The organism is Chthoniobacterales bacterium (assembly GCA_039930045.1).
Classification (GTDB): Bacteria; Verrucomicrobiota; Verrucomicrobiia; order Chthoniobacterales; family DASVRZ01; genus DASVRZ01.
Genome location: JBDSQB010000010.1, coordinates 120,183 through 142,469, shown reverse-complemented (window position 1 = coordinate 142,469; position 22,287 = coordinate 120,183). Strand labels below are relative to the sequence as shown.

Genomic DNA, 22,287 nt, shown 5'->3' with positions numbered 1-22,287 from the left:
CTGCACGTGAGTCGCGTGCGCTTCAACAAACACAGGTCGCTATCCGTCTTCGCCTCCGCTCATGCTGACCTGCGCGCGCAGCAGGTCGTGCAGCGTGACTACGGCGAGCAAGGGCGCGTCGGGGCTATCCGAGAGCACGATCGTGTTCGTTGTGGATTCGATCAGGAGCGACTGGCTGGCGCGAATACTGGTGCTAGGGTTTGCAAAAACGGCCGGCCAAAGACGGGGCGCTCGCTGGCCTGCGAGGGCTTCCGTAATTTCGTCACGAGGCGCGATGCCTTGGACGACGCCGTTTTCTACCACCGGAAAATAGTTGTAAGGATGGCTCTCGAGCAGTTCCCGTAAGGACGCCTCGGAGGTGTCGTTAATAACGATGGGCCGGAAATTGGCAATCGCCGAGATGGGGAGATTGTGCCACGTCCGCAAGTCGCGCGGCGGGATGACGTGTTCCATCTGGTGGCCTTCCTGCTCCAGCACTTGCTCGTAGAAATTGCCGTGGACGAGACTCCGCGCGATGCCTTGGCTAACGAGACCGGCGATCATGAGACCGGGCACGACGGAGAATTGGTGCGTCATTTCAAAGATGATGAGGATGGCGGTGACGGGTGCCTGCACGACAGCACTGAGGCAAGCGCTCATGCCGCCGATGGCGAGGAGCAATTCGTCGGAGCGGTTCAAATGCAGGAAATGCGAGCCTACGCCGGCGACGATCATGCCGCACATGCCGCCAAAAAATAGATTGGGCGTAAAGATGCCTCCGCATCCGCCGAACCCGTAGCTGGCGATGGTGGCGAGCAGTTTCCCCACGAGAAGCAGCGCGGCCAGTTTCCAGGCCATGCCGTGGGTGAGCGCCTCGGAAAGATCGTCGTAACCGAGGGCGAAGACGCCGAGGTGCCCGGTGGTTTTGAATATGCTGATGCCGATGGCCCATGTGATGAGACCGCCGATCAGTGGTTGGAGCCAGCGCGGGAGTAGGGCGGTGCGTTTCGAGTGGAAACGCAAGGAAAGCGCAGCCCTCTGAAAAAGAATCCCTACCAGTGCGGCGATGGCGGCGGCAAAAGGCATGAGTAGATAAGCTCTCCACGTCGGTTCTTGGAGAGGAGGCAACTCGAAGGCGGGTTGCGGCCCAATGAAGGCGTGGACGACAAAGGCGCCAATGACCGAGGCGAGGAGGACCGCGCCGAGCGAGCGGCTGTTGAGGTCGCCGATGATCTCCTCCAGCACGAAGGCGACGGAGGCGAGCGGCGCATTGAAGGCGGCGGCCAGACCGGCGGCGGCTCCGGCGACACTGGCCGGGCGGCGACCTTGTTTCGACACGCCGAGCGCCCCGGCGAGACTGGAGGCGAGATTGCTTCCGATCTGCACGGTGGGACCTTCGCGACCGAGACTCTGTCCGCCGCCAATGCTGATGACGCCCGCGATAAATTTAATCCACGGAATGTGGTGCCCGGAGAGTCCGAAATCCTTCCAATAGGCCAGCTTCACCTGCGGGATGCCACTGCCTGCCGCTTCCGGGCAAAACGAGGCCAGCAACCAACCGGCGATGAGCGAGGTGACAACGATGACGCTCAGGCTGAACCACGCGAAATGCCAGAAATCGCCAGCGGAGGGTCGCAGGAAGCAGATTTCGTAAACCCAACTGATGGCGACTTGAAAGGCGACTGCGGCCAAGCTCGCGACGAGTCCATAGAGGCAGGTATTAAAGACCGGTTTTGCACGACCATGGACGTGGGCGAGTCGCGAAATAGTGGCCTTAAAATCCATCGGACTCCGAACATATCGAACCACGTCCTCCCTTCCAATATTTTCCAGACACTCGGCCCTCTTGTCGTCGCGGTGGGAAGCCCCAGCTACCACCGAGATCAGCGCGAGAAATAAGTGGCGAAAAGGGGGATTTTCATGAAACTGATAACGATGGAACTCAAATGAGTTTCTCCCAGAGCTCGCGCTCGGCGCTGGTGAGTTTGGTCGGTATGTCCACTTCCATGACGACGTAAAGATCGCCGCGACCGCTGTTTCCACGACTGGGCAGGCCCTTGCCGCGCAGGCGCATTTTGCCGCCCGGCTGCGTGCCTGCGGGAATTTTCACTTTTACCCGGCCATCGGGCGTGGGGACGAACGCCTCCGCTCCGAGCACGGCCTGAGCGGGCGAGATTGAGACGGTGTGAATGAGGTCGTCGCCCTCGATCACGTAATCGGGATGGCGCGAGATGCGGACATTCAAATACAAGTCGCCCGCCGCTCCCTGGTTTCCCCCTGCCTCGCCTTTGCCAGCGAGTCGGATGCGTTGTCCCTCGCGCACGCCAGCGGGGATTTTGACGGTGTAACTTTCCACTTTTCCCTGCGGTCCACGCCGGAAGGACACGGTGCGGGTGGAGCCTTGGAGCACCTCGTCAATGGTGACCATGATGTCGGTTTCCACGTCCTGGCCTTTGCGCGGACCGGCAAACCCGCCGCCGCGTTGACTGAATCCGCCTCCGCCACCACCGAAAAATTGCTCGAAGAAATCACTGAAGCCCGTCCCGCCGAAATTGTATTCCTCAAATCCACCGGGCGCAGGTCCGCCCGCACCGCGTCCAAAGCCGCCCGCCGATTGCTGCTCCCAGTTGGGGCCGAGCGTGTCGTATTTCTGGCGTTTCGTCGGGTCGCTGAGGACTTCATACGCCTCGTTGATCTCCTTAAACTTGGCCTCGGCGTTCTTCTTATCCTCGGCCACATCGGGGTGATATTTCCGGGCGAGTTTGCGAAATGCCTTCTTTAACTCATCCTCCGTCGCCGTCTTGGAAACGCCTAATATCTCGTAATAATCCTTGTACTGAACAGCCATCGGCAGACTATGAACGAATCGCCGCGAAATACAAACAACGCTGTCGATTTGCACGATTGAACATCCGCCGAAAGCCAGCTAGCTTCCCGCCAGGATGTCTTTTGGATCTTACGCCAGCAACCAGTCGGATTGGAATTTCCGCAAATGGATTGTGCCGATGCTCGTCGTCTCGCTGACCCTGCATTTTTGCCTGCTGGTGGCGTTCCAATTCAAGAAATTGAACCACTTCGCGCCAGTGCAAACGGAGCGGCTCATTCCCCGCGTCTTCAACATGAAACGCGCCGAGATCGACCCGCGCATTCTGCAAAACTCCGACACTCGCAGTGAGCAAAACATTCCCAGCAAACCCAGCGCCAGCGTGACGAAACTGGAGTCGCCGAAGAAGGCCTTTGAGAAAGCGCTCGACGAGATTCGCGTGGCCCCGGTCGCCCCCGATCCAACGAAACCGCTGGTGAATGAGAAGCCGAAAGTCGATCCGGCTGCCGTCAATTCGGCCATGACTCAAATGGAGGAGCGCAGCTCCCACGCCCTCGAACGCGAAATGGATAATCTCCGCAAGGAACTCACCTCGCAAAAGCCCGCATCGCTCAACCAGCCCGCACTCACGGCCCAGGGTCTGGTCGATTCCTCGGCCGAAGTCGTAGAGACGCCGATGGACGTCGCGTCGCGGCTGAAAGGTGAAAACGCCGGACCCGATGTTGGCACTCCCGGTTTCTCCGATCTGGACCAGCTTTTGTCGCAGACCGGTCCATTGCCATCGAACACGAAGCCGCTTAATTTCAAGGGCGACACGCTGTTTGCCTACGACGACTACACGGTCAATGAGCAGGCCGTCTCCAGCATGACCAAGCTCGGTCAGCTCATTCAAAAAAATCCCGGCGCCACGTTTACCATCGAGGGGCACACCGATTCCTTTGGCGATTCCGCCTACAATCAGCAGCTCAGTCTGGCCCGCGCCGAGGCGGTGAAAGCGTGGCTCGTGGTCAACATGAACATCGAGGCGGCCCGCGTGCAGACCCGCGGCTACGGCAGCAGCAAACTCCTCGTGCCCGTTGTGAAAAATGGCCGCCCAACCACGGTCGAGGAGCAGCAGCTCAACCGCCGCGTCGAGATCGTCATCCGCACGAAGTGACGAAGTCCCTGCCCGCCTGTTTCTGGCCGCTTCTGCTCACCTGCGGTGTCTTCGGCAGCGTCTTTTTTTCCGGCACGCAACACAACGATTTCCCGTATTTCTATCACACCGACGAGCCGTCGAAGGCCGTACAACTCGTCAGCGGCGAGCGCAATTTTTATCATCCCGCATTGATGTTGAACTCGACTGACGCCGTCGCCCGCGTCCTCGGCGTGTCGCGCGAGAAACAGGAAATGGTCGTCGTCGGCAGAACGATGTCCGCCTTTTTTGCCGCGCTCGCCGTCACGGGTTTTGCGCTCGCCGCCTGGCGCGTGGGCGGAGTCGGAGCCGGCTTGCTGGCGGGTGCGTTTTGCGCGTTGTCGGCAGACTTTTTCGACGCCGCGCATTACATGAAGGAAGACCCGTATTGGATTTCCGGCCTGAGTTTCACCTTTCTCGCCGCATTGCATTACTGGAGAAAACCGGGTGCCGTTCCCGCGATATTACTCGGACTCGCCGCTGGCTGGTCAGTCGCTGGGAAATACATCGGCTTCATCGCATTGTTAGTCGCGGTTCTAACCATCGTCGGAAAGATGATCGCCAGCCGCTCACGCCATTTTTTGCCCATTTTCCTCTGTCTCCTCTCCGCCGCTGTCATTTTCCTAACCATCAACTATCAAATCCTCTCCGAACCACGCATTATGACGGCCGGGCTCAGCAAGGAGGTCGGCGCGCTTTACAACGAACACCATCAGAAAAACGAGAAGTTCAAACCCAGCCGTTACCTAGATTTGCTGCATGACACGGTTCCTGGCGTGGCCATCGCGCTGGCCGCCGGATTGTTAGTTTACGGCTTCGCCAAATGGAAGCGCACGCCGCTGCCGGAGCTGCTTTTTCTCCTGCTCCCGGTGATATTAGGAATCGCACTCACCCTCACTCCGAAAGGATCGGCCCGCTATTTTCTGCCCATTGGATTGATGCTGCTAACCTCCGCCGCGACTGCACTCGTAATGGGGGTGAAAACACTGCAACTCCGCTCATTTCCGATCCGCCTCACTTCGTGGATTCTCGGGGCAGCGGCAGTCTGCGCCATCTTGATTCCGCTTGGGAAGGAATACAAAATCCGTCACCACGCCTTTGCCACCGACTACCGCAAAAACCTCGCCGACTACATTCGGCAAAACGTCCCGGCGAACGCGCTCATTGCCTCGGACCAGCGAGCCGCCATACCATCCGCCGACGACCCGCGTTTCGCTGGTTTTCCAAACCTACTTCCTAACAAAATGCTCATCACGCGCTACGTCGCCGATCTTGGGACGCTCGACGAATTACTGGCGAAAGGCGTCACCTATGTTGTCGTCGCCAGCCGCGATGCGAATCGTCTCGGCAACGACGAAAATTTCTCGCGAGAGGATCAAAAGAAACTTCCGGCACGCCGCCAGTTTTATCAGGATCTAACCAAGCGCGGCACAGTCGAATGGAAGTCGAAACTAGGCGACAATAAATACCTCAACGTCTCGCTCATTCTCTACCGCATCGCCCCCTAGTTTCATGTCCCGCTGGCCCGCCATTGTCCTTTCCGTCGCGCTCTTCATCGGAGCCCTGCTTTTCTACTCGCGGCACAACGATTTCCCTATTTTCTATCATCCAGACGAGGAACAGAAGGGCGTGCAAATCGTCACCGGCCAGTTTAATGCGCATCATCCCCTGCTCCTCCTCGACACCGGCGGACTCCTCTTGCGTGCCAGCGGTTTACCGAGAACGACTGAGAACGCCGTCGTCTGCGGACGCTGGGCCTCGGCCATTTTCACGGCACTCTCGCTCGTCGCCCTCAGCGTACTAGCTGGCCGCCGCGCCGGGTGGCTGGGAGCCGTTCTCGCCGCCGTGCTGATCGGGCTGCATCCGCTCCTTTACGAATTGGCGCACTACTGCAAGGAAGACCCCGCACTGCTGCTAGGAATCAGCCTAACTTTGCTCGCACTCGACGTCTTTGCCACCAAGCCGACGCTCTGGCGCGCCGCGATGTTAGGAGCCGCTGTCGGCGTGGCCATTTCTGGAAAATATCTCGGCATTGTGATGTTGTTAGTCGCCCTCCCGTGGATCATCTGGAAAGGCAAAGAAACCGGTAAACGCGGGACTTGCATTGGGCTCTTCTTCGCCGGGTTAATCGCCACCGTCGCGCTAATTAATTTCCCGTTTCTACTCAATCTCCAGGCGCTTTTCGGCGCGTTTGGCTATGAATTGAATGCAGCCCAAGTCGGCGGCGCAAAAGGCCTCACCCGCAACGTGCCCCATGCCAAATATCTCGGCGTCTTCGTCGATAATCTAGGCTGGCCGCTTTGGCTGGGACTCGTCTGTTTCATCGCGGGCTGGTTCCTGCGAAAAAAGGAGCGCCGCGCCAGCGATCTCGTCTGCCTGCTCCTTCCGCTCGGCTATACTTTGCTTCTCTCGTTTTCACCGAAGACCGCCAATCGCTACTTTCTAGCGGTCTCGCCGTTGCTGATTTTGTGCGGCAGCGTCGGCCTTGCCTGGCTTGGGCAATTTCTTTCTGGCAAACAACGGCTCGCGGGACAGTTGGCTCTCCTAACCATCGCAGGACTTGCCCTCTGGCAGCAGTGCGTTCTAACATTTCCTAACATCCGCAGCTTCCGCTCCGACTCCCGGATGGAAATGGCCGTGTGGATTTCCCAAAACCTGCCTCCTAACAGTGCCATCCTCGCGGAAAACCGGCTCTGTCTCACCAAGCCGCCGATCTGGGTCCACACCCAGGCGCGGCCCGACTTGCAGATCTCCGAGAAAATTTTTGCACCGGACTTTGGTTCCTTTGAAAAACTTCAGTCGAATGGAACTCGCTATGTGGCGGTGATTCGTACTAGCTATGGCGGTTATCTGTCGGAGAAACGCAAGGCCTCGAAGACGCAGGAAGGCCAGCATCAGCGGCGGAGCACGTTTTATCAGGAGCTGTTTTCAAAGGCGCATCTGCTCAAGAAAACCGGCGGCTCCGGCGTGTCGCATCTCAATCCGGAAATCCGGCTTTACGAGTTGCCCTAACTGGGCTCCACGACCTCTATGCCGCTGTCGGTGAGGCGGATGAGGCGTTTGCGGTAGAGCGAACCGAGAGCCTGCTTGAAAGCTTTTTTGCTGGTGGCAAACTGCTCGCGGATTTCCTCGGGCGAACTGCCGTCGCTCACGGCGAGGCGTCCGTTGTTTTTCTGAAGCGCGTCGAGGATTTCCTCGGTCAGCGAACGCACGCGGCCGTAGCCGGCCTGGGTGAGGCTGAGGTCGATTTTTCCATCGGGCCGCACGGTTTTCACATAGCCGTCAAGCGTCTGGCCGATGCTGAGAGCGGTGCCGAGGTCGGATTTGAAGAGCAGGCCCCAGTGGGCGTTTTCGACGATGGCCTTGTAGCCGAGAGGCGTCTCGCCCGCGACGAGTAGACTCACTTTTTGCCCTTCCTCATAAGCGGGCGGAGTGCGATCCAAATGGGAGTCGAGCCTCGTGGTGGCAATAATGCGGTCGCTCTGACCGTCGAGCAGGACATAAACGACGACCGTTTCGCCGACGCTCACCCGCTTCGTTTGCTCGCGGATGGGCAGCAGCAAATCCTTCGTCAGACCCCAGTCGAGAAACGCGCCGAGCTGTGGATTCACGCTGATCACGCGCAGACTGGCAAATTCCCCCACCCGTGCGCTGGGGATTTCGGTGGTGGCCACGAGCCGGTCCTCGGAGTCGCGGTGGATGAAGACGAGCACGTAATCGCCGGGGCCGGTGCCTTCGGGAATGTAGCGGCGCGGGAGGAGGATTTCGCCGAGGTTTTCCCCATCGAGATAGAAGCCGGGCGTGGCTTCGCGACGGATTTGCAGGGCGTTTCTTTGTCCGATGGAGGCCATTTGAGCGCACTCTAGCCCGCTGCCTATTTCGTGTGGAGGGAAATCAGCGCACTGAGATTGGAATCCAAGTCCCGTCTAAAGTTTTCGCCTATAGCCCTTTGAGCGCACGCATTTTGGCCAGATCGACGGGGCTTGCGGCATCGAAGTCGGTGCCGTGGGCGCGGCGGAAACGGGCGTTCCAGTCGATCACGGAATTGGCGGCTGCGACGTGTCGAGCTTTGGCGGCTTCCTTGGCCATGCCGTCCACAGCGCGATCAAACTCCTCCACGCGGAGCAGTTCGATCCGGCGGCGCATGGCGAAGCTGATCTGGCGCTCCATGGTGTCGTTGGGCAGCCAGACTTGGCGAGGGGTCTCGCCGTCCACATACCACCAGGCATAGCCGCGATGCTCGTCGTCGCGGTAAAGGATGCCGCTGCGCTCGCGGGTGACGGAGCGTTTTGGGAGAAAAGCCATCGGCGTTTCTCCGAGGGCAAACGTGCTGGTGCTGGTCGGAGCAACGATAGGCCGCTCGGACACTTCATAGCGGAAGAGGATCCGCTTGTGCTCGATGCCGCGTTGCGTCAGAAGCCGGTGGACGTTTTCCAATCTGTTGGAACCTTCTGAGCGGGTGTGGGAGACGGCGACCTGCAACTCCGACGAGCGGAAAACATGGCAGCTCGTGAGGAGCAAAACGCCGAGAAGAAATGGGGAAATCTTGGGGAGGTTCATCAATGCGGGAGGAAAATTAACCACTGGCGAGTATGAACGCTTTTTGCCCAGTGGCAAGGGCGATCCGGCTATGGCCTGAGTGATTTGTCTCCTGGTCACTCGTTCGCTGGAAAAATGAACCGGATTCCAGTATGACTCTTCTCATGATTTTGAACGCGACTTGTGAACTCACTTTTCATACCCACGTGCCGGTGCCGGCGGTGCTCATGCTTCATCCGCACAGCGGCAAGCGGCAGTGGATCATGCGGGAGGAATATTCCATTATGCCGCATTCGCCGGTGACGGAATACACCGATGGCTTTGGCAATCTCTGCCAGCGCGTGGTGGCGCAGCCGGGGGATTTTACCGTTCGCTCCAGTTGCACGGCGGATGTGGCCAATGAGATCGAAGTCGATTGCGACGCGCAGTTTGTCCCAGCGGAGCAGCTGCCTGATAATGTGCTGCAATACCTGCTGCCGAGCCGCTACTGCCAGAGCGATCTGATGCATCAGGAGGCGCTCTCGATTGTCGGCAATCTGCCTCCGGGTTATCAACAGGTGGAGGCGATTCGGAGCTGGATCGAGAAAAACGTCGCGTATCGCTACGGCGCGAGCAATGCCAGCACCTCCGCGCTGGATACGTGGAATGCCAAGTCGGGCGTCTGCCGCGATTTCGCGCATCTCGGAATGGCGCTTTGCCGGTCGATCAACATCCCCGCGCGCATGGTCGTGGGGTATTTGAAGGACTTGGAGCCGATGGATCTACACGCTTGGTTCGAGGCTTGGGTAGGCGGACGCTGGTTTGTTTTCGACGGCACCCAGAAGGAGCCGCGTGGCAATCGAATCACGGTCGCCTATGGGCGCGACGCGGCGGATGTGGCGCTGGTGACGCAGTTTGGCCCGCTGCAATTGCTCTCGATGAAGGTTACAGTCGAGGCGCCGCCGGTGTTTGTCTAAGGAATCCAGGGCCAAGCATATTTTGCCAAATCGCGCTTGTCTCTACCCGGCAAACGCTCCACGCTTCCGGCGTATGACCTTTATCCAGACCGTCTTCGAGAAATTGGCGCGTCACCCCAAGCGGGTGGTCTTTCCAGAGGGAACGGAGCCGCGCGTGCTGCAGGCAGCGGGGAAATTTGCCTCGCTGAAACTCGGCACGCCGATTCTGCTCGGCGACCGCAACTCGATCTCGGCCGCCGCCAAAGCGCAAGGGGTGAGTCTGGACCATATCATGGTGATCAACCCCGGAACGGCGTCGGACTTTGAGACGTTTGTGTCCCGATTTGAAAAGCTGGAGCGCTATCGCAAAATGGGTCCGACGAGTTGCCGCGAGCTGATGCTGAATGCCAATTTCTTCGGCGCGATGATGCTGCAATACGGCCAGGCCGATGCCCTCGTCGGCGGCGCGTCGGCATTCTCGAGTTCCCTGCTACGACCGCTCATCCAGATCGTCACACCGCTGCCGCACGTGAAGACCATTTCGAGTTGCACCATTATGGAGATGAGTGACCACGAGTTGGGCGACAACGGCGTGCTCTTCATGGGAGATTGCGCCGTCGTGCCCAACCCCGACATCGAGCAGCTCGCCGCCATCGCCGTGGAAACCGGACGCCTCTCACGCCAGCTCACCGGTGCGAGGCCGCGAGTCGCATTGTTATCGTTCTCGACCCGGGGCAGCGCAAAAATGCCGCTCACTGAGAAAATCGCCGCCGCCACCGCGCTGGCTCGTAAAATCGCCGCCGATCAATTTCTCGACATGGCCATCGATGGCGAGTTGCAGGCCGATGCGGCATTGCTCCCGGCACTCGCCGCCAAAAAAGTCCCCAGCAGCGAGGTCGCGGGCAAGGCCAACGTCCTCATTTTCCCCGACCTGAACAGCGGCAACATCGCCAGCAAACTCGTCCAGTATCTCGCCAAACCGGCGGTTTACGGCCAGCTCCTCACCGGACTTTCCAAACCTGCCGCCGAGCTTTCGCGCGGTGCGACCGTGGATGAAATCGTCGGCGTCGCCGCCATCGCGGGCTTGCAGGCGATCGAATACCGCAAACTCTATCCCAACGACAATCCGCTGGAGAGTTTCATTCCGATCTAACTCGGATCAGCCCGGCGGGGCTTAGTGCATGTCCGTTTCCTCGTTCCAGCCGCTGTCCTCGCGAATGGAGCGAAGGCGTTTCCGCATTCCGCGCTTCGACTCCGGGCCGTTCGTCCGCGAGACGACATAGGTCACAATCACCGGCACGACCGACGCCACGGCGACCGAGAAAAGAGTGATCGCCGTCGTCTGTTTTTTCTGGCGGAGTTTGTCAGCAATCAAGAGGCCGATGCCGCAGCCGATGGCCGTCTGCGCGAGTGAGAATAAACCGGCCATGGGAGCCGACGTGGGGAAAGAGTTTGGAGGATTGTTCGACATGTCTTGAGCGTTAGAATAGGCTCGCGACCGAAAAAAAACAATCCGTTAGTCTTTCCGATTCTTTACATGAAAACTGATCTTTACGTCCTCATCCTCGCAGGCGGCAGCGGCGAGCGTTTCTGGCCGCTCAGCCGCAAGGCGACGCCGAAGCAGTTGCTCAATCTTTTCTCCGACCAAACGTTGCTCGAGGACACCATTTCCCGACTCTCTGGACTCGTGCCGGTGGAAAATATTCTCATTCTCACCAATCGCGACCAGGAGGAGTCCGTCCGGCGGATCATCACTTCGCTGCCAGCGGAAAACATCTTTGCCGAACCCGACAAACGCGACACCGCCGCCGCCATTGCTCTCGGAGTCGGACTCGTCGCCAAACGCAATCCCGCCGCCACCATGGTCGTGCTCCCGGCGGACCACATCATTCGCGACGAGGAAGCCCTCCAAAACGACCTCGCCACCGCCGCCGAAGCCGCCCGCTCCACCGGCGCACTCGTCACCATCGGGATTCCGCCGACGTGGGCATGCCCCGGTTTTGGCTACATCGAGCAAGGCGCTCATCTGGCGGGCACCGACGCCCCGATTTTTGAAGTGGTCCGCTTCCGCGAAAAACCCGCCCCCGACCTTGCCGAATCCTTCCTCAAACAAGGGAACTTCAAGTGGAATGCCGGCATGTTCATCTGGACGATTCCGTCGATTCTGGCGGAGTTCCAGCGCAACACTCCGGAGCTCTCGACATTCATCGAGGGCCTCATGGCAGCGAGCGACCTCGCGGCGTTTGTCGATTCGACTTTCAGTGCGCTGCCAAAGATTTCCATCGATTACGCCATCCTCGAAAAGGCCACCCGCGTGCTCGTGGTCGAGGCGTCATTCGACTGGGACGACGTCGGCGGCTGGCTCGCTGCGGCCAATTACCTGCCTCGGGACGGCTACGATAACCGCACGAACACGCCCACGACTGTCACCGATTCCGAGAACAACATCGTTTATTCCCGGGGCAAAAAACACATCGCCTTGCTCGGCGTGTCGAATCTCGTCATCGTGGAAACTGCCGACGCCATCCTCATTGCCAATCGCCACGAGGCCGAGCTGATCAAAACTCTCATCAAAAAGATTCCACCCGAACTCCAGTGAGAATCCTCGGCATTGATCACGGCGACGCCCGCATCGGACTCGCCATTTCCGACGAACTCGGCATGCTCGCGCACCCGCTGGAAACGCTCAATGGCCGGGAGAAATTCAATGCGACTTCCAGACGAATCTGCGAGGTCATTGCCGAGAAAAAAATCGAGCGCGTCGTCATCGGCCTCCCGCGCAATATGAATGGAACTTACGGCCCCGCCGCCGAGAAAATCCGCGAGTTCGCCGACAAATTGAAGCCCGCGCTGAAAATCCCCATCATTCTCTGGGACGAACGCATGACCACACAGCAAGCGCAGCGCTCCCTCCACGACGCCGGGCGCACGGTCAAAAACAGCCGCAAAGTCATCGACCAAGTCGCCGCTGTGATCATTCTCCAGAGCTACCTCGATTCGATGGCTCCGCCGCTGGAGTGAGGCCAAGGACGGAGAAACCGTCCGCGTCGATTTACAGCCGGGTCGAATTTCAATTTCGTTTATCACGTGAAATGAAAGCACCCAAACTCCTCCCTTCGCTCCTCGGCCTGATCTGCGGCGTCTGTGCGACCGGGCCGATGAGCGCAGTAATGATCGCGCTGCACCGGCGCTTGCCGCAGTCGGAAAAATACCCGCTGCCGCCGCGCGAGATCACGGAGAAAATCACCACGGATATGCCTCTAACTCCCCCCACCCGTTCGGCTGTGGCCTGGCTGGCGCACTTCGGCTACGGCGGCGCTGCGGGCGTCCTTTATGCGAATGCAAAAGTGCCCATTGCACCGGCTCCGCGCGGTCTGATTTTTGGAATGCTGGTCTGGCTGACAAGTTATTTCGGCCTCCTGCCCGCTCTGGGAATTCTTTCTCCGGCGGAAAAACATCCCGTGCGCCGTAGCGGTTTGATGATTGTCGCGCACCTTGTCTGGGGCTGGCTGCTGGCGATGCTGCTCGATACGTTTCTCAACGACCGCCGAGAAACAGAGGCCGCGTTTCACACGTCGCCACGGGCGAGTCAGGACGCATCCTAGCCATGGCAGCTCCGCATCAGAAAGATGAGGAGCAACGAGCCGAGGAGGGACACGACGATGGAGCCGAGGCATCCGAGTTTGTTGGAGAAAAAGGCAAACACGGCTTTCGAGTTAGATCGCTATGTGCGCGCCCACTGGTGGGGTTGTTTCCATTGCAGCCGTGGCATTTCTTCAATGCGCTCCGTGCGGAGCATTGGCGTCGGCGCGTCGCCCAAGCCGAGACGGTGCGCGAGTGACATGGCATCGTGCGGCGCGCGGACTTTTACGTCGTTGTCGAAGTAAACGTAAACGTCGCAGCCCTGCTTTTGCTTGGGAGCTTTCGAGGAAAACAATTTCGCGCCTTCCGGGTTTTTCCCCTTCGACCACGACTCGATTTTGTGCGCCCAGTTGGCGAGCGATTCCTCGGTGTAGCCGCTGGCGTAAAGCTCTTCCTCGCCGTGCAATCGCACATAGACGAAGTCGCTCGTGATGTCCTCCATGAAAGGCCATTTCCCGGCCGTGTCGGCGACGACCAGCGCGACGCGATATTGGCGGAGGAGTTCGATAAATTCCTCGCACTGAAACGACGGATGCCGCACTTCCAGGGCGTGACGCACCGGGCACTCCTCCAATTCAGGGTCGAGCTCGGTCCAGTCGTGGTCCTCGACGATTTCATTGTGGGTTTTAGCCACGGCCACGGCGTCCTTCATCGTATGCGGCAGGAGTTTGAAAAACGTCTCCAGTCGCACCGGATCGAACTTCAAACTCGGCGGCAACTGCCAGAGGATTGGCCCGAGTTTTTTCTCCAGCCGCAGCAGGCCGGACGCGAGGAAATTGGCTACCGCCTGTTCAATGTCCTTGAGCCGCCGGATATGCGTGATGAAGCGTCCGCCCTTCACGGCAAAGACGAAGTCGTCGGGCGTTTCCTCGAACCATTTGCGATAGCTCTCCGGGCGTTGCAGCGAGTAAAAGGTGCCGTTGATTTCAATGGAACTCACCTGGCGCGAGGCATAGGCCAGCTCGTCTTTTTGCCGCCATTTCTCGGGGTAAAAAACGCCTCTCCATGGCGGATACGTCCACCCCGATATGCCGATGCGGATCTCGCTCATGCCACCCTTTCAACGTGTTTCCATTTACCCGCGGACGCCAGAATGTTGGTCTGCATCCGCTTCGCGATAATGGTGGGCAGGACAGGATTCGAACCTGTGAAGGCGATGCCAGTGGATTTACAGTCCACCCCGTTTGGCCACTCCGGAACCTACCCATTTTTAGACATTATCGTCGTCCCCACTCGCGCGGGGAGTGCTGTTATAGGCCGCGTCCCCACCCTTGGCAAGGGGTTATCTGCAAGAAATTTTTACAGCCCCACCAAGGGAAGTCCGACCCGTATCCAGAACGGAATTGTCAGCAATCCGATCACGCTGGTGCCGATGACGACTTGCAGCGCCGCACCCGGATCGCCGTCGTAATGCTTCGCGATGACGACGGGCAGCATTCCCGCCGGCATCGCAGCTTGGATGACGATGATTCGCTGGAGTTCCAATGACATCGGCAGCCAGCGGGCGGCGAGGAGAAACAGCACGGGCAACACTCCGAGTCGCAGTCCGATGGCGAGGGCGACGAGAGGCGTGCGGAAGCCGGTTTTGAGCGAAGGAATCCAGTCCGCCATGGTCGCGCCGGTTAATAACAATGCGAGTGGAATGGCGATCCCGCCGACGGTGTGGATGCCCGAGGTGAGGAAATGCGGCAGCCATTCTGGACGCACGATGGCGTTCAAAATCACAGCAAAGACGATGGACAAAATGGGCGGATTGACGACACGACGCCAGCCGGGACCGGCTTTGTTTTCGCTTCCGGTGAGAACAATCAAACCCACGGTCCAGAAGGCGATCTCGACGCCTAGATTGAAGGTGAAGAGCACGCCCAAAGTCGCCCGGTTGAAGAGCGAAACCACCAGAGGCAGCGCAAGGTAGGAGTAGTTGTAAATGCCCGTGGTAAAAGCAAATGTCCGCCGCATTCGCAGGTCGTGGCCGAGCCATGGGCTGACCAGGCGCGCGACGGCAAAACCGATGATGATGCTGGCAAAACCGATGACGGGCGGGAGGATGAGATTTTCCACACGGGCGAGCGATGGATTCCCCAGAATGGAATCGAGGATGAGGCACGGGATGAGCAGATTAACGACGAGCCGCAGGAGGCTGGCGTCGGCGGCGGCATTTAACCACCCAAGGCGGCGCACGGCGAATCCGGTAACGATGATGAGATAGACCGGTGCGACGAGTCCGAGGAGCTGGAGATACTGGGTGTTCAATGGATTGGAACTCGAATGGAAAAAGGCTGGTTTCCGGTTAGGGAAGCCAGCCTTTTTGAACCACGGAAATGATTGCTCGGTTTAGCGAACAGCGAGCAGTTCGACCTCGAAAATAAGGGTCTCATCCGGTCCGATGTCGCCACCAGCACCGCGTGAGCCGTAGGCGAGTTGCGATGGAATGAAGAATTCGTATTTGGAGCCTTCGGACATGAGTTGTACGCCCTCGGTCCAGCCGCGGATGACTTGATTCAACCCAAACTCGATCGGCTCCTTGCGCTTGTAAGAACTATCAAACTCGGTGCCGTCGAGCAGCGTGCCGCGGTAGTGAACCTTCACTACGTCCGTGGCCTTCGGCTTTTTGCCGGTGCCTTCGGTGTGAACCTTGTATTGAAGCCCGGTAGCGGTGGTGGTGATGCCTTCCTTTTTGCCGTTTTCAGCGAGGAAAGCCTGTCCTTTTTCGAGTGCGGAGTTTGCCATGATTTTGGGAGTTAGATTGGGATGTGGGGATAAAAAAACAACTGGCGGAGAGTGAGGGATTTGAACCCTCGATACCCTTTTGAGGTATGGCGCTTTAGCAAAGCGCTGCTTTCGACCACTCAGCCAACTCTCCGTGTCAGTTGTGCGGCCAATAAACCAGACACCGCCGGGAGCGTCAATCCATGAATTTTGGGAAAGACTGGCTGCTCCGGCAGATTCGAGTAAGATCGGAATCTATGTGGAAGCGCGGTTTTATATTGGTGTTGCTGCTGGCGGTTTTGCCCGGCTGCGCCGTCTTGGGGAAGTTTGGGAAAAAGAAACCGCCCGCCGAGACCGTGGCCACGCAAAATTTCCTCGGAACGATCTCGATGGTGAATGACGCAGGCCGTTTCGTGCTGGTGGATTTCGGCGGTTTCGCGGCTCCCACGCCGGGGGCGGAAATGCAGGTGCGACGTGGCGGCGAGGACGTGGCGACTTTAAAGGCGGGCGCGGAGATGCGGCGTCCCTTTGCCGCCGCCGATATCGTGCAGGGAGCGCCCCAGCCGGGCGATGATGTATGGTCGAAGAAGCCGACGCCCTAGCCCGGATTTTGTCGGCGGCGAGTCCGCTGCCCATGGTGGAAAGGCCGCTGCGCGAGGCGCTCGGCTCGTTTCTGGCGCAGCCGATGCGCTCGACGATGGCGCATCCGCGTTTCGATAATTCAGTGGTCGATGGCTACGCGATCCGCGTGGCGGACGAACCGGGCGAACGCATCCTGTGTGGAGAGCAACCCGCCGGGCAGGATCGTTCTCTGCGGCTGGAAAAAAACGAGGCGAGTCGCATTTTTACCGGAGCGCCGATTCCGGCAGGCTGCACCGGCGTGGCGATGCAGGAGGACGTGACGGTCGAAAATGGCCGGGTGCATTTGCGCGAATCCGTCGAGCCGGGGGAAAACATCCGCCGCGCCGGAGCCGATCTCGCCGCTGGTCAACTCATCGGCAGCCCTGGCCAGCGGATCACACCGCAACTGGTGGCGCTTCTGGCGAGTCAGGGATTGGCGACGGCACCGGCGCATCGGATGCCACGAGTGACCGTACTTTCGACCGGCGACGAATTGCGCCCGCTGGGAGTTCCATTGTTATCTGGGGAGATTTACGACTCCAACAGCCCCATGCTGGCCGCGCTTTTGCAATCGCTGGGGATTCAGGCCGAACTGCGGCATAGCCCCGATGATTTGACTGCAACTCAACTGGAAATCCGCCGCGCGCTGGAGACGAGCGATGTTCTCATCATCAGCGGCGGCGTTTCCGTGGGCGATCACGATCATGTGAAACCCGCGCTGGCTGCCCTCGGAGTCGCGCTCGATCTGTGGCGGATTCGGATGAAACCCGGCAAGCCACTGGCGTTTGCGCGCTCCGGCGAAAAACTCATTTTCGGCCTGCCCGGCAATCCGTTGGCGTCGTTTGTCACGTTTCTTGTGCTGCTGCGCCCGGCCTTGCTGCAAATGCTCGGAGCCCGCGACGGCGAGCGTTTTCTGCCGGTGAAAACACTGCAACTCGACTCGCCGCTGGCCAACACCGGGGATCGCCCGCATTACGTTCGCGGTCGCATTGAGGGCGAGCGTTTCGTTCCCCAAGGTTTGCAGGAAAGCCACGCGCTTTTCGGCTTGAGCCGGAGCGACGCGCTGCTGCGGATGGGCGCGGGGACAGAGATTGCCGGAGGCGAAATGGTGAGCGTGTTAGTTTGGTAATTCCCGGTTGCGTGCCTGTTTTTCGCGGCTACCGTCAACCTGCTTGATTGTTAAGCACCTTAACTAAAATGCCTCCACTTGCCCTTCCGACCGAGCAGCACCGCGATGCGGAGGAATTGGCCAACATCATCATCGTCCTCCAGCGGTGTTTCCTGATGAATCTCTCGAAGGAGCTGTCGAATGGAAACGTCTCATTCGCCCAATATTTTCTCCTCGGCCATCTCGATCAAAGTGGCGTCGCCACCATGTCGGAGATCGCCCTCAAGATGGGCCACACCACCGCCGCCGCGACCGGGCTAGTGGATCGGCTGGAAAATCTCGGCTACATCACCCGCTGCCATTGCACCGACGATCGCCGCAAAGTCATTGTCAAAATTACCGAAAAAGGCCAGTCCCTCGTCCACCGCATTCGCGAAGATATGGTGCGAAACGTTCAGAAAGTGATGGAACACCTCACCCCCGATGAGCAGTCGTCCTGGCTCCACATCTACCAGAAAATTTTCCAATATTGCCAATCTCAGGATCATGAATAAGTCCATTACTCAACTTATCAGCGCGACGCTGGCCCTCAGCGTCTGGACGGCCACCGCGCAGGATGCACGTCCCACTTTGACCTCGCCCTCGCCAGCCCCGGCGGCCTCGCCAACTCCCACGCCCGTGCCGAGTGCGGCGGCCAACGATGAATCGATCATGGCAGGCGACACTTCGAAGGTGAATGAGGACCTTCTCGCCAACGACCCGGTGCTCGCAGGGAACAATCGTTCTTCCGGGCCTGCCAACGATCCTTTTGCCAAACTGGACATCAAGCGGCCCTTTGCCGCGCAGCCACCGAGCCCGGCCAATGGCATCACACTAGACCAGGCCATCCAGACCGCGCTGGAACACAATGCCGACATTCTTCGCCAGATCGCCGAGATCAAGCGCACTCTCGGACAAGTCGTCGAAGTGCGCGCACAGGCCCTGCCGCAACTCGGCGTCAGCAGCGGCTACAGCCAGAGCAAAACACTCAGCAGCGGGAGCAGCAGTTCCTCTAGTTCCAGTTTAAGCTCCTCCTCCAGATCGGGATCGGACCCGAATGTCATCGGCACCGTGCTCATCGACGGCGTGGCTCTGCCCGTGACCTCGACCAGCTCCCTCGGCAAATCCCTTTCCACCTCCGGCGCCAGCGCTTCCACGGAAAATAAATCCTGGAACGTCAACTTCGAGGTCACCCAAGTCATCTACAGCGGCGGCCAGGTTTCGGCAGCCTTGCGGGCGGCGCGCATCGCCGAGGACAGCGCCTTTTACCAGCTGCGCAACGTCGTCGATCAAGTCATCGCGTCGGTGCGCCAGCAGTTTTACACCGTGCTCCTCAACCGCGCCCTCATCAGCGTGCAGGAGGAATCCGTCACGCTTTTACAGAGCCAGTTGCGCGATCAGCAGAATCGTTTCGAGGCCGGCACCGTGCCGCGCTTCAACGTTCTCCGCGCCGAAGTCGAGCTCGCCAACGCCCGACCCGCGCTGATTCGCGCCCGCAACAACTACCGCACGTCGCAGTTGCAGCTCGCCAAACTCGTCGGCGTCTCGTGGCCGACCACCGGCGATCTCACGCCGTTTCCGATCAAGGGCCTGCTCACTTACGACGCGCAAGTCATCGATCTTCAGGAATCGATCCGGCTCGCGATGGAACGCCGCGCATTGCTCAAAGTCCAGCGCCAGTCGATTCTCTCCGAGGTCGAGCAAATCACCGTCGCGCTCGCCGGTTATCAGCCGACGATCAACGGAAACGCGGGCTACCAAATCCGCAACGCCTCGGGCAGCCTGAGCGACGAGGTCGATGGCTGGTTCTTCGGTTTCTCGGGCAACTGGAATATTTTCGATGGGTTTGCCACCAGTGGTCGCGTGCAGCAGGCTCGGGCACGACTCGAGTCGGCGCGGGTCAATTACGAGGACAGCGTTCGCCAGGTGGAACTCGAAGTGCAGACCAGCTACTCCAGCCTGATCGAGGGCCGTGAGTTGATTGAAAGTCAGCAAAAAGCGGTCGAGCAGGCGCAGGAAGCGTTGCGTCTGGCGAGGGAGCGATTCTCCGCTGGAGCAGGCACGCAGCTGGAGGTGCTCGATGCGCGCGTCTCGCTGACCCAGGCGCAGACGACGGCTTTGCAGGCGGTCGCGGATTACAATTCAGCGCTCGCGGAATTTGATCGCGTGACGGGTTCGGTGACGCATTACCACGATACGTTTGCAGATCCATTGGCCAGCAAAGGTGCGCGCAAAAAATGGATCTCCAGTGCCAAAAAATTGAAGCCCACGCTGACCGACGACGAGATTCGCGCCAACCTAGTCAAGCGCCGTCAGGCTCAATAACGACCTAACTCCCGTGCCGACCGCTGCTCCGCACGAAACGTTTCCCGCCCTCGCTGCTGAGGTCTGGCTGCGCCACGGCTTCCTGCAACGCGTGACGGGTTTGGATGTGCAAGTGGATCGCGAGGCCGCCCTCGCCCGGCTCGACGACTATCATCGCGCCGCGCTGACTAACATCGGACTCGCGGATAGGAAATTCGTCACTGCGCAACAGGTGCATGGCAAAAATGTGGTGCGCGTCGATTCCAACTCGCTGTCTCCCATTCCTGACTGCGACGGACTTCTCACCAACGATCCTAACATCGCGCTCGGCATTTACACCGCCGATTGCGGCGCCATCTTTCTGGCCGATCCCGAGCATCGCGCCATCGGTTTGCTGCACTCGGGAAAGAAAGGCACGGAACTCGGCATCCTAACCGTGGCCATCGAGAAAATGAGAGTCGAGTTTGGGTCGAATCCAGGGCAGATCATTGTCCAACTCGCCCCGTGCATTCGGCCGCCGCACTACGAGATCGACTTCGCCGCGCAGATCGCCGCGCAAGCCGGCGCTGCCGGAATTGCGCACTACGCCGACTGCGGAAAATGCACCGCGTCCGATCTCGCCACCTACTATTCCTATCGGGCCGAACTCGGCAAAACCGGCCGCCTTCTCGCGGTGTTAGGTTATGCGGACTAACCTCCGCCAGCGCGCGTTTGATCCGGGTGAGATCGAACTCATGGACGTGGCCGAGACCGCCGACGCCACGCTCATCGCCGACCTGAAAAACCTCCGCCAGCTCAATCGCTGGTTCGGAAGTTATAGGCTCATCCGGCATTATCTCGCGATGTTAGTCCAACCCGGATCGTCGCATCGCTTTCTCGATCTTTGCACCGGCTCGGGCGACATCCCCCGACTCATCGTGGACTGGTGCCGCGAGCACGAGGTTAGCATCGAAGTCGAGGCTTTGGATTTTCAAGATGCGACGCTGTCTGTGGCCAAGTCGCTCAGTGTTAGCTATCCCGAAATTCAGTTCCGCCAGTGCGATGTCACTCGACTCGCTGCCAATCAGGAATACACCGGCGTCTTTTGTTCTCTCGCGCTGCATCACTTTAGCGAGGTGGATGCAACTAACATCCTGCGCCAGATGTTAGCAGCGACCACTGGATTTGCCTTGGTGGCCGACTTGGAGCGGAGTCTCCTCACTTGGCTGGGCGTGCGCTTCATCACGAGCACCGTCTTCCGCGAACCCATGACCGTCCACGATGCCTTGCTCTCGGTGCGGCGCTCGTTTTCCTACGAGGAACTGGCGCAGATAGCGATGGAAGCCGGCTGGATAAACTTCCAGCACCGCCGCTTCCTCTACGGGCGGCAGGCGATGTTAGTGCAATATTACACCTCCGCGAGTTCCATCGTTCCCTTGAACTTCGGCTCCTCCGGCTCCACTCCGAAATTATCGGCGTAGAGATCCGCGATGCGCTCCATTTCTTCCGAGGTTAGTCGCGCGGTGTCGGGCGCCTTGGCAAACTCGACTACCTGCTCCGCGTTGTAGATGTTCGGCAGCGTCGTGGCCACGCGCTCGTCGGCCAGCAACCATTGCAATGCAGCCTGACCCAACGTGCGTTCGCTGTTCTCCAGAAAGCGCAGCGTGTCGATCTTGCGAACCCCATTCAGCAGCCAGCTTCGCGGACGATGATTGCGATGATCGTTCGGCGGGAAAACGGTGTCGGCGGTGTATTTTCCTTCCAGCATCCCGGAGGAATGCGGCACGCGAATCATGAACATCGTGTCCTTGCCCGCCTCGGTCGCGGCGTCGTGCATGGCCCGGCCGGGATGCTGCTCGAGCAGGTTGTAAATGTGCTGAACGGAATTGAACTCCCGCTCGCGGATGCAATTCACCCCCTCGTAAAGCCAGCCAATGGCCGGCCCGAGCGCAATGCCCGTCGCAAGCACTTTGCCAGCGGACTTGAGCTGCTCCAGCGTGGTCCAGATCGCGTCATCATAGACCTGCTCCATGCGGATGTTGTGCAGTTGCAAGAGGTCGATCCGGTCGGTTTTCAATCGCTTCAAAGCCGCATCCGTCGCCTTCACCAAAGCCTCGGGCGAGAAATCATGCGGAATCTCCCGCTGCCCGCGGCGCTCGTCGCCGAAATGGGTGAAATCGTAGCCAATCTTCGTCGCGATCACGACTTCATCGCGGCGTGTGGGGAACGCCTTGGCGATCAATTCCTCACTCAGCCCGTTGCCGTAGCTGTCGGCGGCGTCGAAGAGCGTGATGCCCAAATCGAACGCCTGATGCATCAGCGCAATCGCCTCGCCCTCGGTGAATTGGCCCCACCAGCCGGTGGAAACCGTCCACATGCCAAACCCCACTTCGCTGACTTCCAATTCGGTGCCTTTGTATTTTCGATAACGCAT

The 22,287-nt window shown here is 59.3% G+C and carries 22 protein-coding genes, 2 tRNA genes and 1 pseudogene; 14 read left to right on the top strand and 11 right to left on the bottom strand.

The window, feature by feature from the left end; all coding sequences use genetic code 11:
• Positions 1–39: 39 nt before the first annotated feature.
• Together ABIT76_08460 and ABIT76_08455 are read right to left on the bottom strand one after the other, a co-directional pair.
• Positions 40–1,764 carry a chloride channel protein gene (locus ABIT76_08460; GenBank protein MEO7933173.1) on the bottom strand — a complete coding sequence of 575 codons (1,725 nt, stop codon included), beginning with the start codon at positions 1,762–1,764 and terminating at the stop codon, positions 40–42.
• 157 nt (positions 1,765–1,921) lie between these two features.
• Positions 1,922–2,827: a DnaJ C-terminal domain-containing protein gene (locus ABIT76_08455; protein ID MEO7933172.1), complete on the bottom strand. Its 906-nt coding sequence runs from the start codon at positions 2,825–2,827 to the stop codon at positions 1,922–1,924.
• Positions 2,828–2,921: 94 nt separating this feature from the next.
• Between ABIT76_08455 and ABIT76_08450 the strand changes: the two genes are divergently transcribed.
• The 3 genes from ABIT76_08450 to ABIT76_08440 are packed head-to-tail and all read left to right on the top strand — an operon-like array spanning position 2,922 to position 6,989.
• Entirely contained in the window at positions 2,922–3,959 is a 1,038-nt protein-coding gene (locus tag ABIT76_08450; GenBank protein ID MEO7933171.1) for an OmpA family protein, read from the top strand.
• Positions 3,956–5,485, top strand: coding sequence for a hypothetical protein (locus ABIT76_08445; GenBank protein MEO7933170.1), 1,530 nt, complete (start codon positions 3,956–3,958; stop codon positions 5,483–5,485). Before ABIT76_08450 ends, ABIT76_08445 begins: the two co-directional genes overlap by 4 nt.
• Before the next feature lie 4 nt (positions 5,486–5,489).
• Positions 5,490–6,989 (top strand): glycosyltransferase family 39 protein, encoded by a 1,500-nt coding sequence (locus ABIT76_08440; GenBank protein MEO7933169.1) that lies wholly within the window; start codon positions 5,490–5,492, stop codon positions 6,987–6,989.
• Here ABIT76_08440 and ABIT76_08435 read toward each other — a convergent pair.
• Both ABIT76_08435 and ABIT76_08430 read right to left on the bottom strand, forming a co-directional pair.
• Positions 6,986–7,828, bottom strand: a complete 843-nt coding sequence (locus tag ABIT76_08435; GenBank protein MEO7933168.1) for a S1-like domain-containing RNA-binding protein — start codon at positions 7,826–7,828, stop codon at positions 6,986–6,988. The two genes, ABIT76_08440 and ABIT76_08435, sit on opposite strands and share 4 nt — an antisense overlap.
• Before the next feature lie 88 nt (positions 7,829–7,916).
• Positions 7,917–8,537, bottom strand: coding sequence for a hypothetical protein (locus tag ABIT76_08430; GenBank protein ID MEO7933167.1), 621 nt, complete (start codon positions 8,535–8,537; stop codon positions 7,917–7,919).
• A gap of 143 nt (positions 8,538–8,680) precedes the next feature.
• Between ABIT76_08430 and ABIT76_08425 the strand changes: the two genes are divergently transcribed.
• Together ABIT76_08425 and ABIT76_08420 are read left to right on the top strand one after the other, a co-directional pair.
• Complete coding sequence (locus tag ABIT76_08425; protein MEO7933166.1) at positions 8,681–9,472, top strand: transglutaminase family protein; 792 nt, start codon at positions 8,681–8,683, stop codon at positions 9,470–9,472.
• 73 nt (positions 9,473–9,545) lie between these two features.
• A complete protein-coding gene (locus tag ABIT76_08420; protein MEO7933165.1) occupies positions 9,546–10,604 on the top strand; it encodes a phosphate acetyltransferase in 1,059 nt (352 codons plus the stop codon).
• Between the two features lie 21 nt (positions 10,605–10,625).
• Here the strand turns inward: ABIT76_08420 and ABIT76_08415 are convergent, their stop codons facing one another.
• Positions 10,626–10,922 (bottom strand): hypothetical protein, encoded by a 297-nt coding sequence (locus ABIT76_08415; GenBank protein ID MEO7933164.1) that lies wholly within the window; start codon positions 10,920–10,922, stop codon positions 10,626–10,628.
• Between the two features lie 66 nt (positions 10,923–10,988).
• Here ABIT76_08415 and ABIT76_08410 point away from each other — a divergent pair, with 66 nt between their 5' ends.
• The 3 genes from ABIT76_08410 (at position 10,989) to ABIT76_08400 (ending at position 13,056) form a co-directional block, all read left to right on the top strand.
• The gene (locus ABIT76_08410) at positions 10,989–12,050 is read left to right on the top strand and encodes a sugar phosphate nucleotidyltransferase (GenBank protein MEO7933163.1); all 1,062 of its coding nucleotides are present in this window, start codon (positions 10,989–10,991) and stop codon (positions 12,048–12,050) included.
• Entirely contained in the window at positions 12,047–12,472 is a 426-nt protein-coding gene (gene ruvX / locus ABIT76_08405; GenBank protein MEO7933162.1) for a Holliday junction resolvase RuvX, read from the top strand. Before ABIT76_08410 ends, ruvX begins: the two co-directional genes overlap by 4 nt.
• A gap of 71 nt (positions 12,473–12,543) precedes the next feature.
• Positions 12,544–13,056: a DUF6789 family protein gene (locus ABIT76_08400; protein MEO7933161.1), complete on the top strand. Its 513-nt coding sequence runs from the start codon at positions 12,544–12,546 to the stop codon at positions 13,054–13,056.
• A gap of 119 nt (positions 13,057–13,175) precedes the next feature.
• On the opposite strand, the gene ABIT76_08395 is transcribed toward ABIT76_08400, so the two are convergent.
• The 5 genes and pseudogenes from ABIT76_08395 to ABIT76_08375 all read right to left on the bottom strand — a co-directional run bounded on the left by ABIT76_08395 (position 13,176) and on the right by ABIT76_08375 (position 15,956).
• Positions 13,176–14,144, bottom strand: a complete 969-nt coding sequence (locus tag ABIT76_08395) for a DUF72 domain-containing protein (GenBank protein ID MEO7933160.1) — start codon at positions 14,142–14,144, stop codon at positions 13,176–13,178.
• 70 nt (positions 14,145–14,214) lie between these two features.
• Positions 14,215–14,299 (bottom strand) — tRNA-Tyr (locus ABIT76_08390).
• A 93-nt stretch (positions 14,300–14,392) separates the two neighbouring features.
• Entirely contained in the window at positions 14,393–15,346 is a 954-nt protein-coding gene (locus ABIT76_08385; GenBank protein MEO7933159.1) for an AEC family transporter, read from the bottom strand.
• 81 nt (positions 15,347–15,427) lie between these two features.
• Positions 15,428–15,808: pseudogene (locus ABIT76_08380) on the bottom strand (FKBP-type peptidyl-prolyl cis-trans isomerase).
• 57 nt (positions 15,809–15,865) lie between these two features.
• Positions 15,866–15,956: transfer RNA gene (locus tag ABIT76_08375), tRNA-Ser, on the bottom strand.
• A 103-nt stretch (positions 15,957–16,059) separates the two neighbouring features.
• Here ABIT76_08375 and ABIT76_08370 point away from each other — a divergent pair.
• From ABIT76_08370 to ABIT76_08345, 6 genes are all read left to right on the top strand, one after another.
• A complete protein-coding gene (locus tag ABIT76_08370) occupies positions 16,060–16,404 on the top strand; it encodes a hypothetical protein (protein ID MEO7933158.1) in 345 nt (114 codons plus the stop codon).
• Complete coding sequence (gene glp / locus ABIT76_08365) at positions 16,380–17,552, top strand: gephyrin-like molybdotransferase Glp (protein ID MEO7933157.1); 1,173 nt, start codon at positions 16,380–16,382, stop codon at positions 17,550–17,552. The genes ABIT76_08370 and glp overlap by 25 nt, the downstream gene beginning before the upstream one ends.
• A gap of 68 nt (positions 17,553–17,620) precedes the next feature.
• Positions 17,621–18,085, top strand: coding sequence for a MarR family transcriptional regulator (locus tag ABIT76_08360; GenBank protein ID MEO7933156.1), 465 nt, complete (start codon positions 17,621–17,623; stop codon positions 18,083–18,085).
• Complete coding sequence (locus ABIT76_08355; protein ID MEO7933155.1) at positions 18,078–19,895, top strand: TolC family protein; 1,818 nt, start codon at positions 18,078–18,080, stop codon at positions 19,893–19,895. Before ABIT76_08360 ends, ABIT76_08355 begins: the two co-directional genes overlap by 8 nt.
• Before the next feature lie 13 nt (positions 19,896–19,908).
• Complete coding sequence (locus tag ABIT76_08350) at positions 19,909–20,568, top strand: polyphenol oxidase family protein (protein ID MEO7933154.1); 660 nt, start codon at positions 19,909–19,911, stop codon at positions 20,566–20,568.
• Positions 20,558–21,334 (top strand): methyltransferase domain-containing protein, encoded by a 777-nt coding sequence (locus tag ABIT76_08345; protein MEO7933153.1) that lies wholly within the window; start codon positions 20,558–20,560, stop codon positions 21,332–21,334. The genes ABIT76_08350 and ABIT76_08345 overlap by 11 nt, the downstream gene beginning before the upstream one ends.
• On the opposite strand, the gene ABIT76_08340 is transcribed toward ABIT76_08345, so the two are convergent.
• Positions 21,262–22,287 (bottom strand): aldo/keto reductase, encoded by a 1,026-nt coding sequence (locus tag ABIT76_08340; GenBank protein ID MEO7933152.1) that lies wholly within the window; start codon positions 22,285–22,287, stop codon positions 21,262–21,264. The two genes, ABIT76_08345 and ABIT76_08340, sit on opposite strands and share 73 nt — an antisense overlap.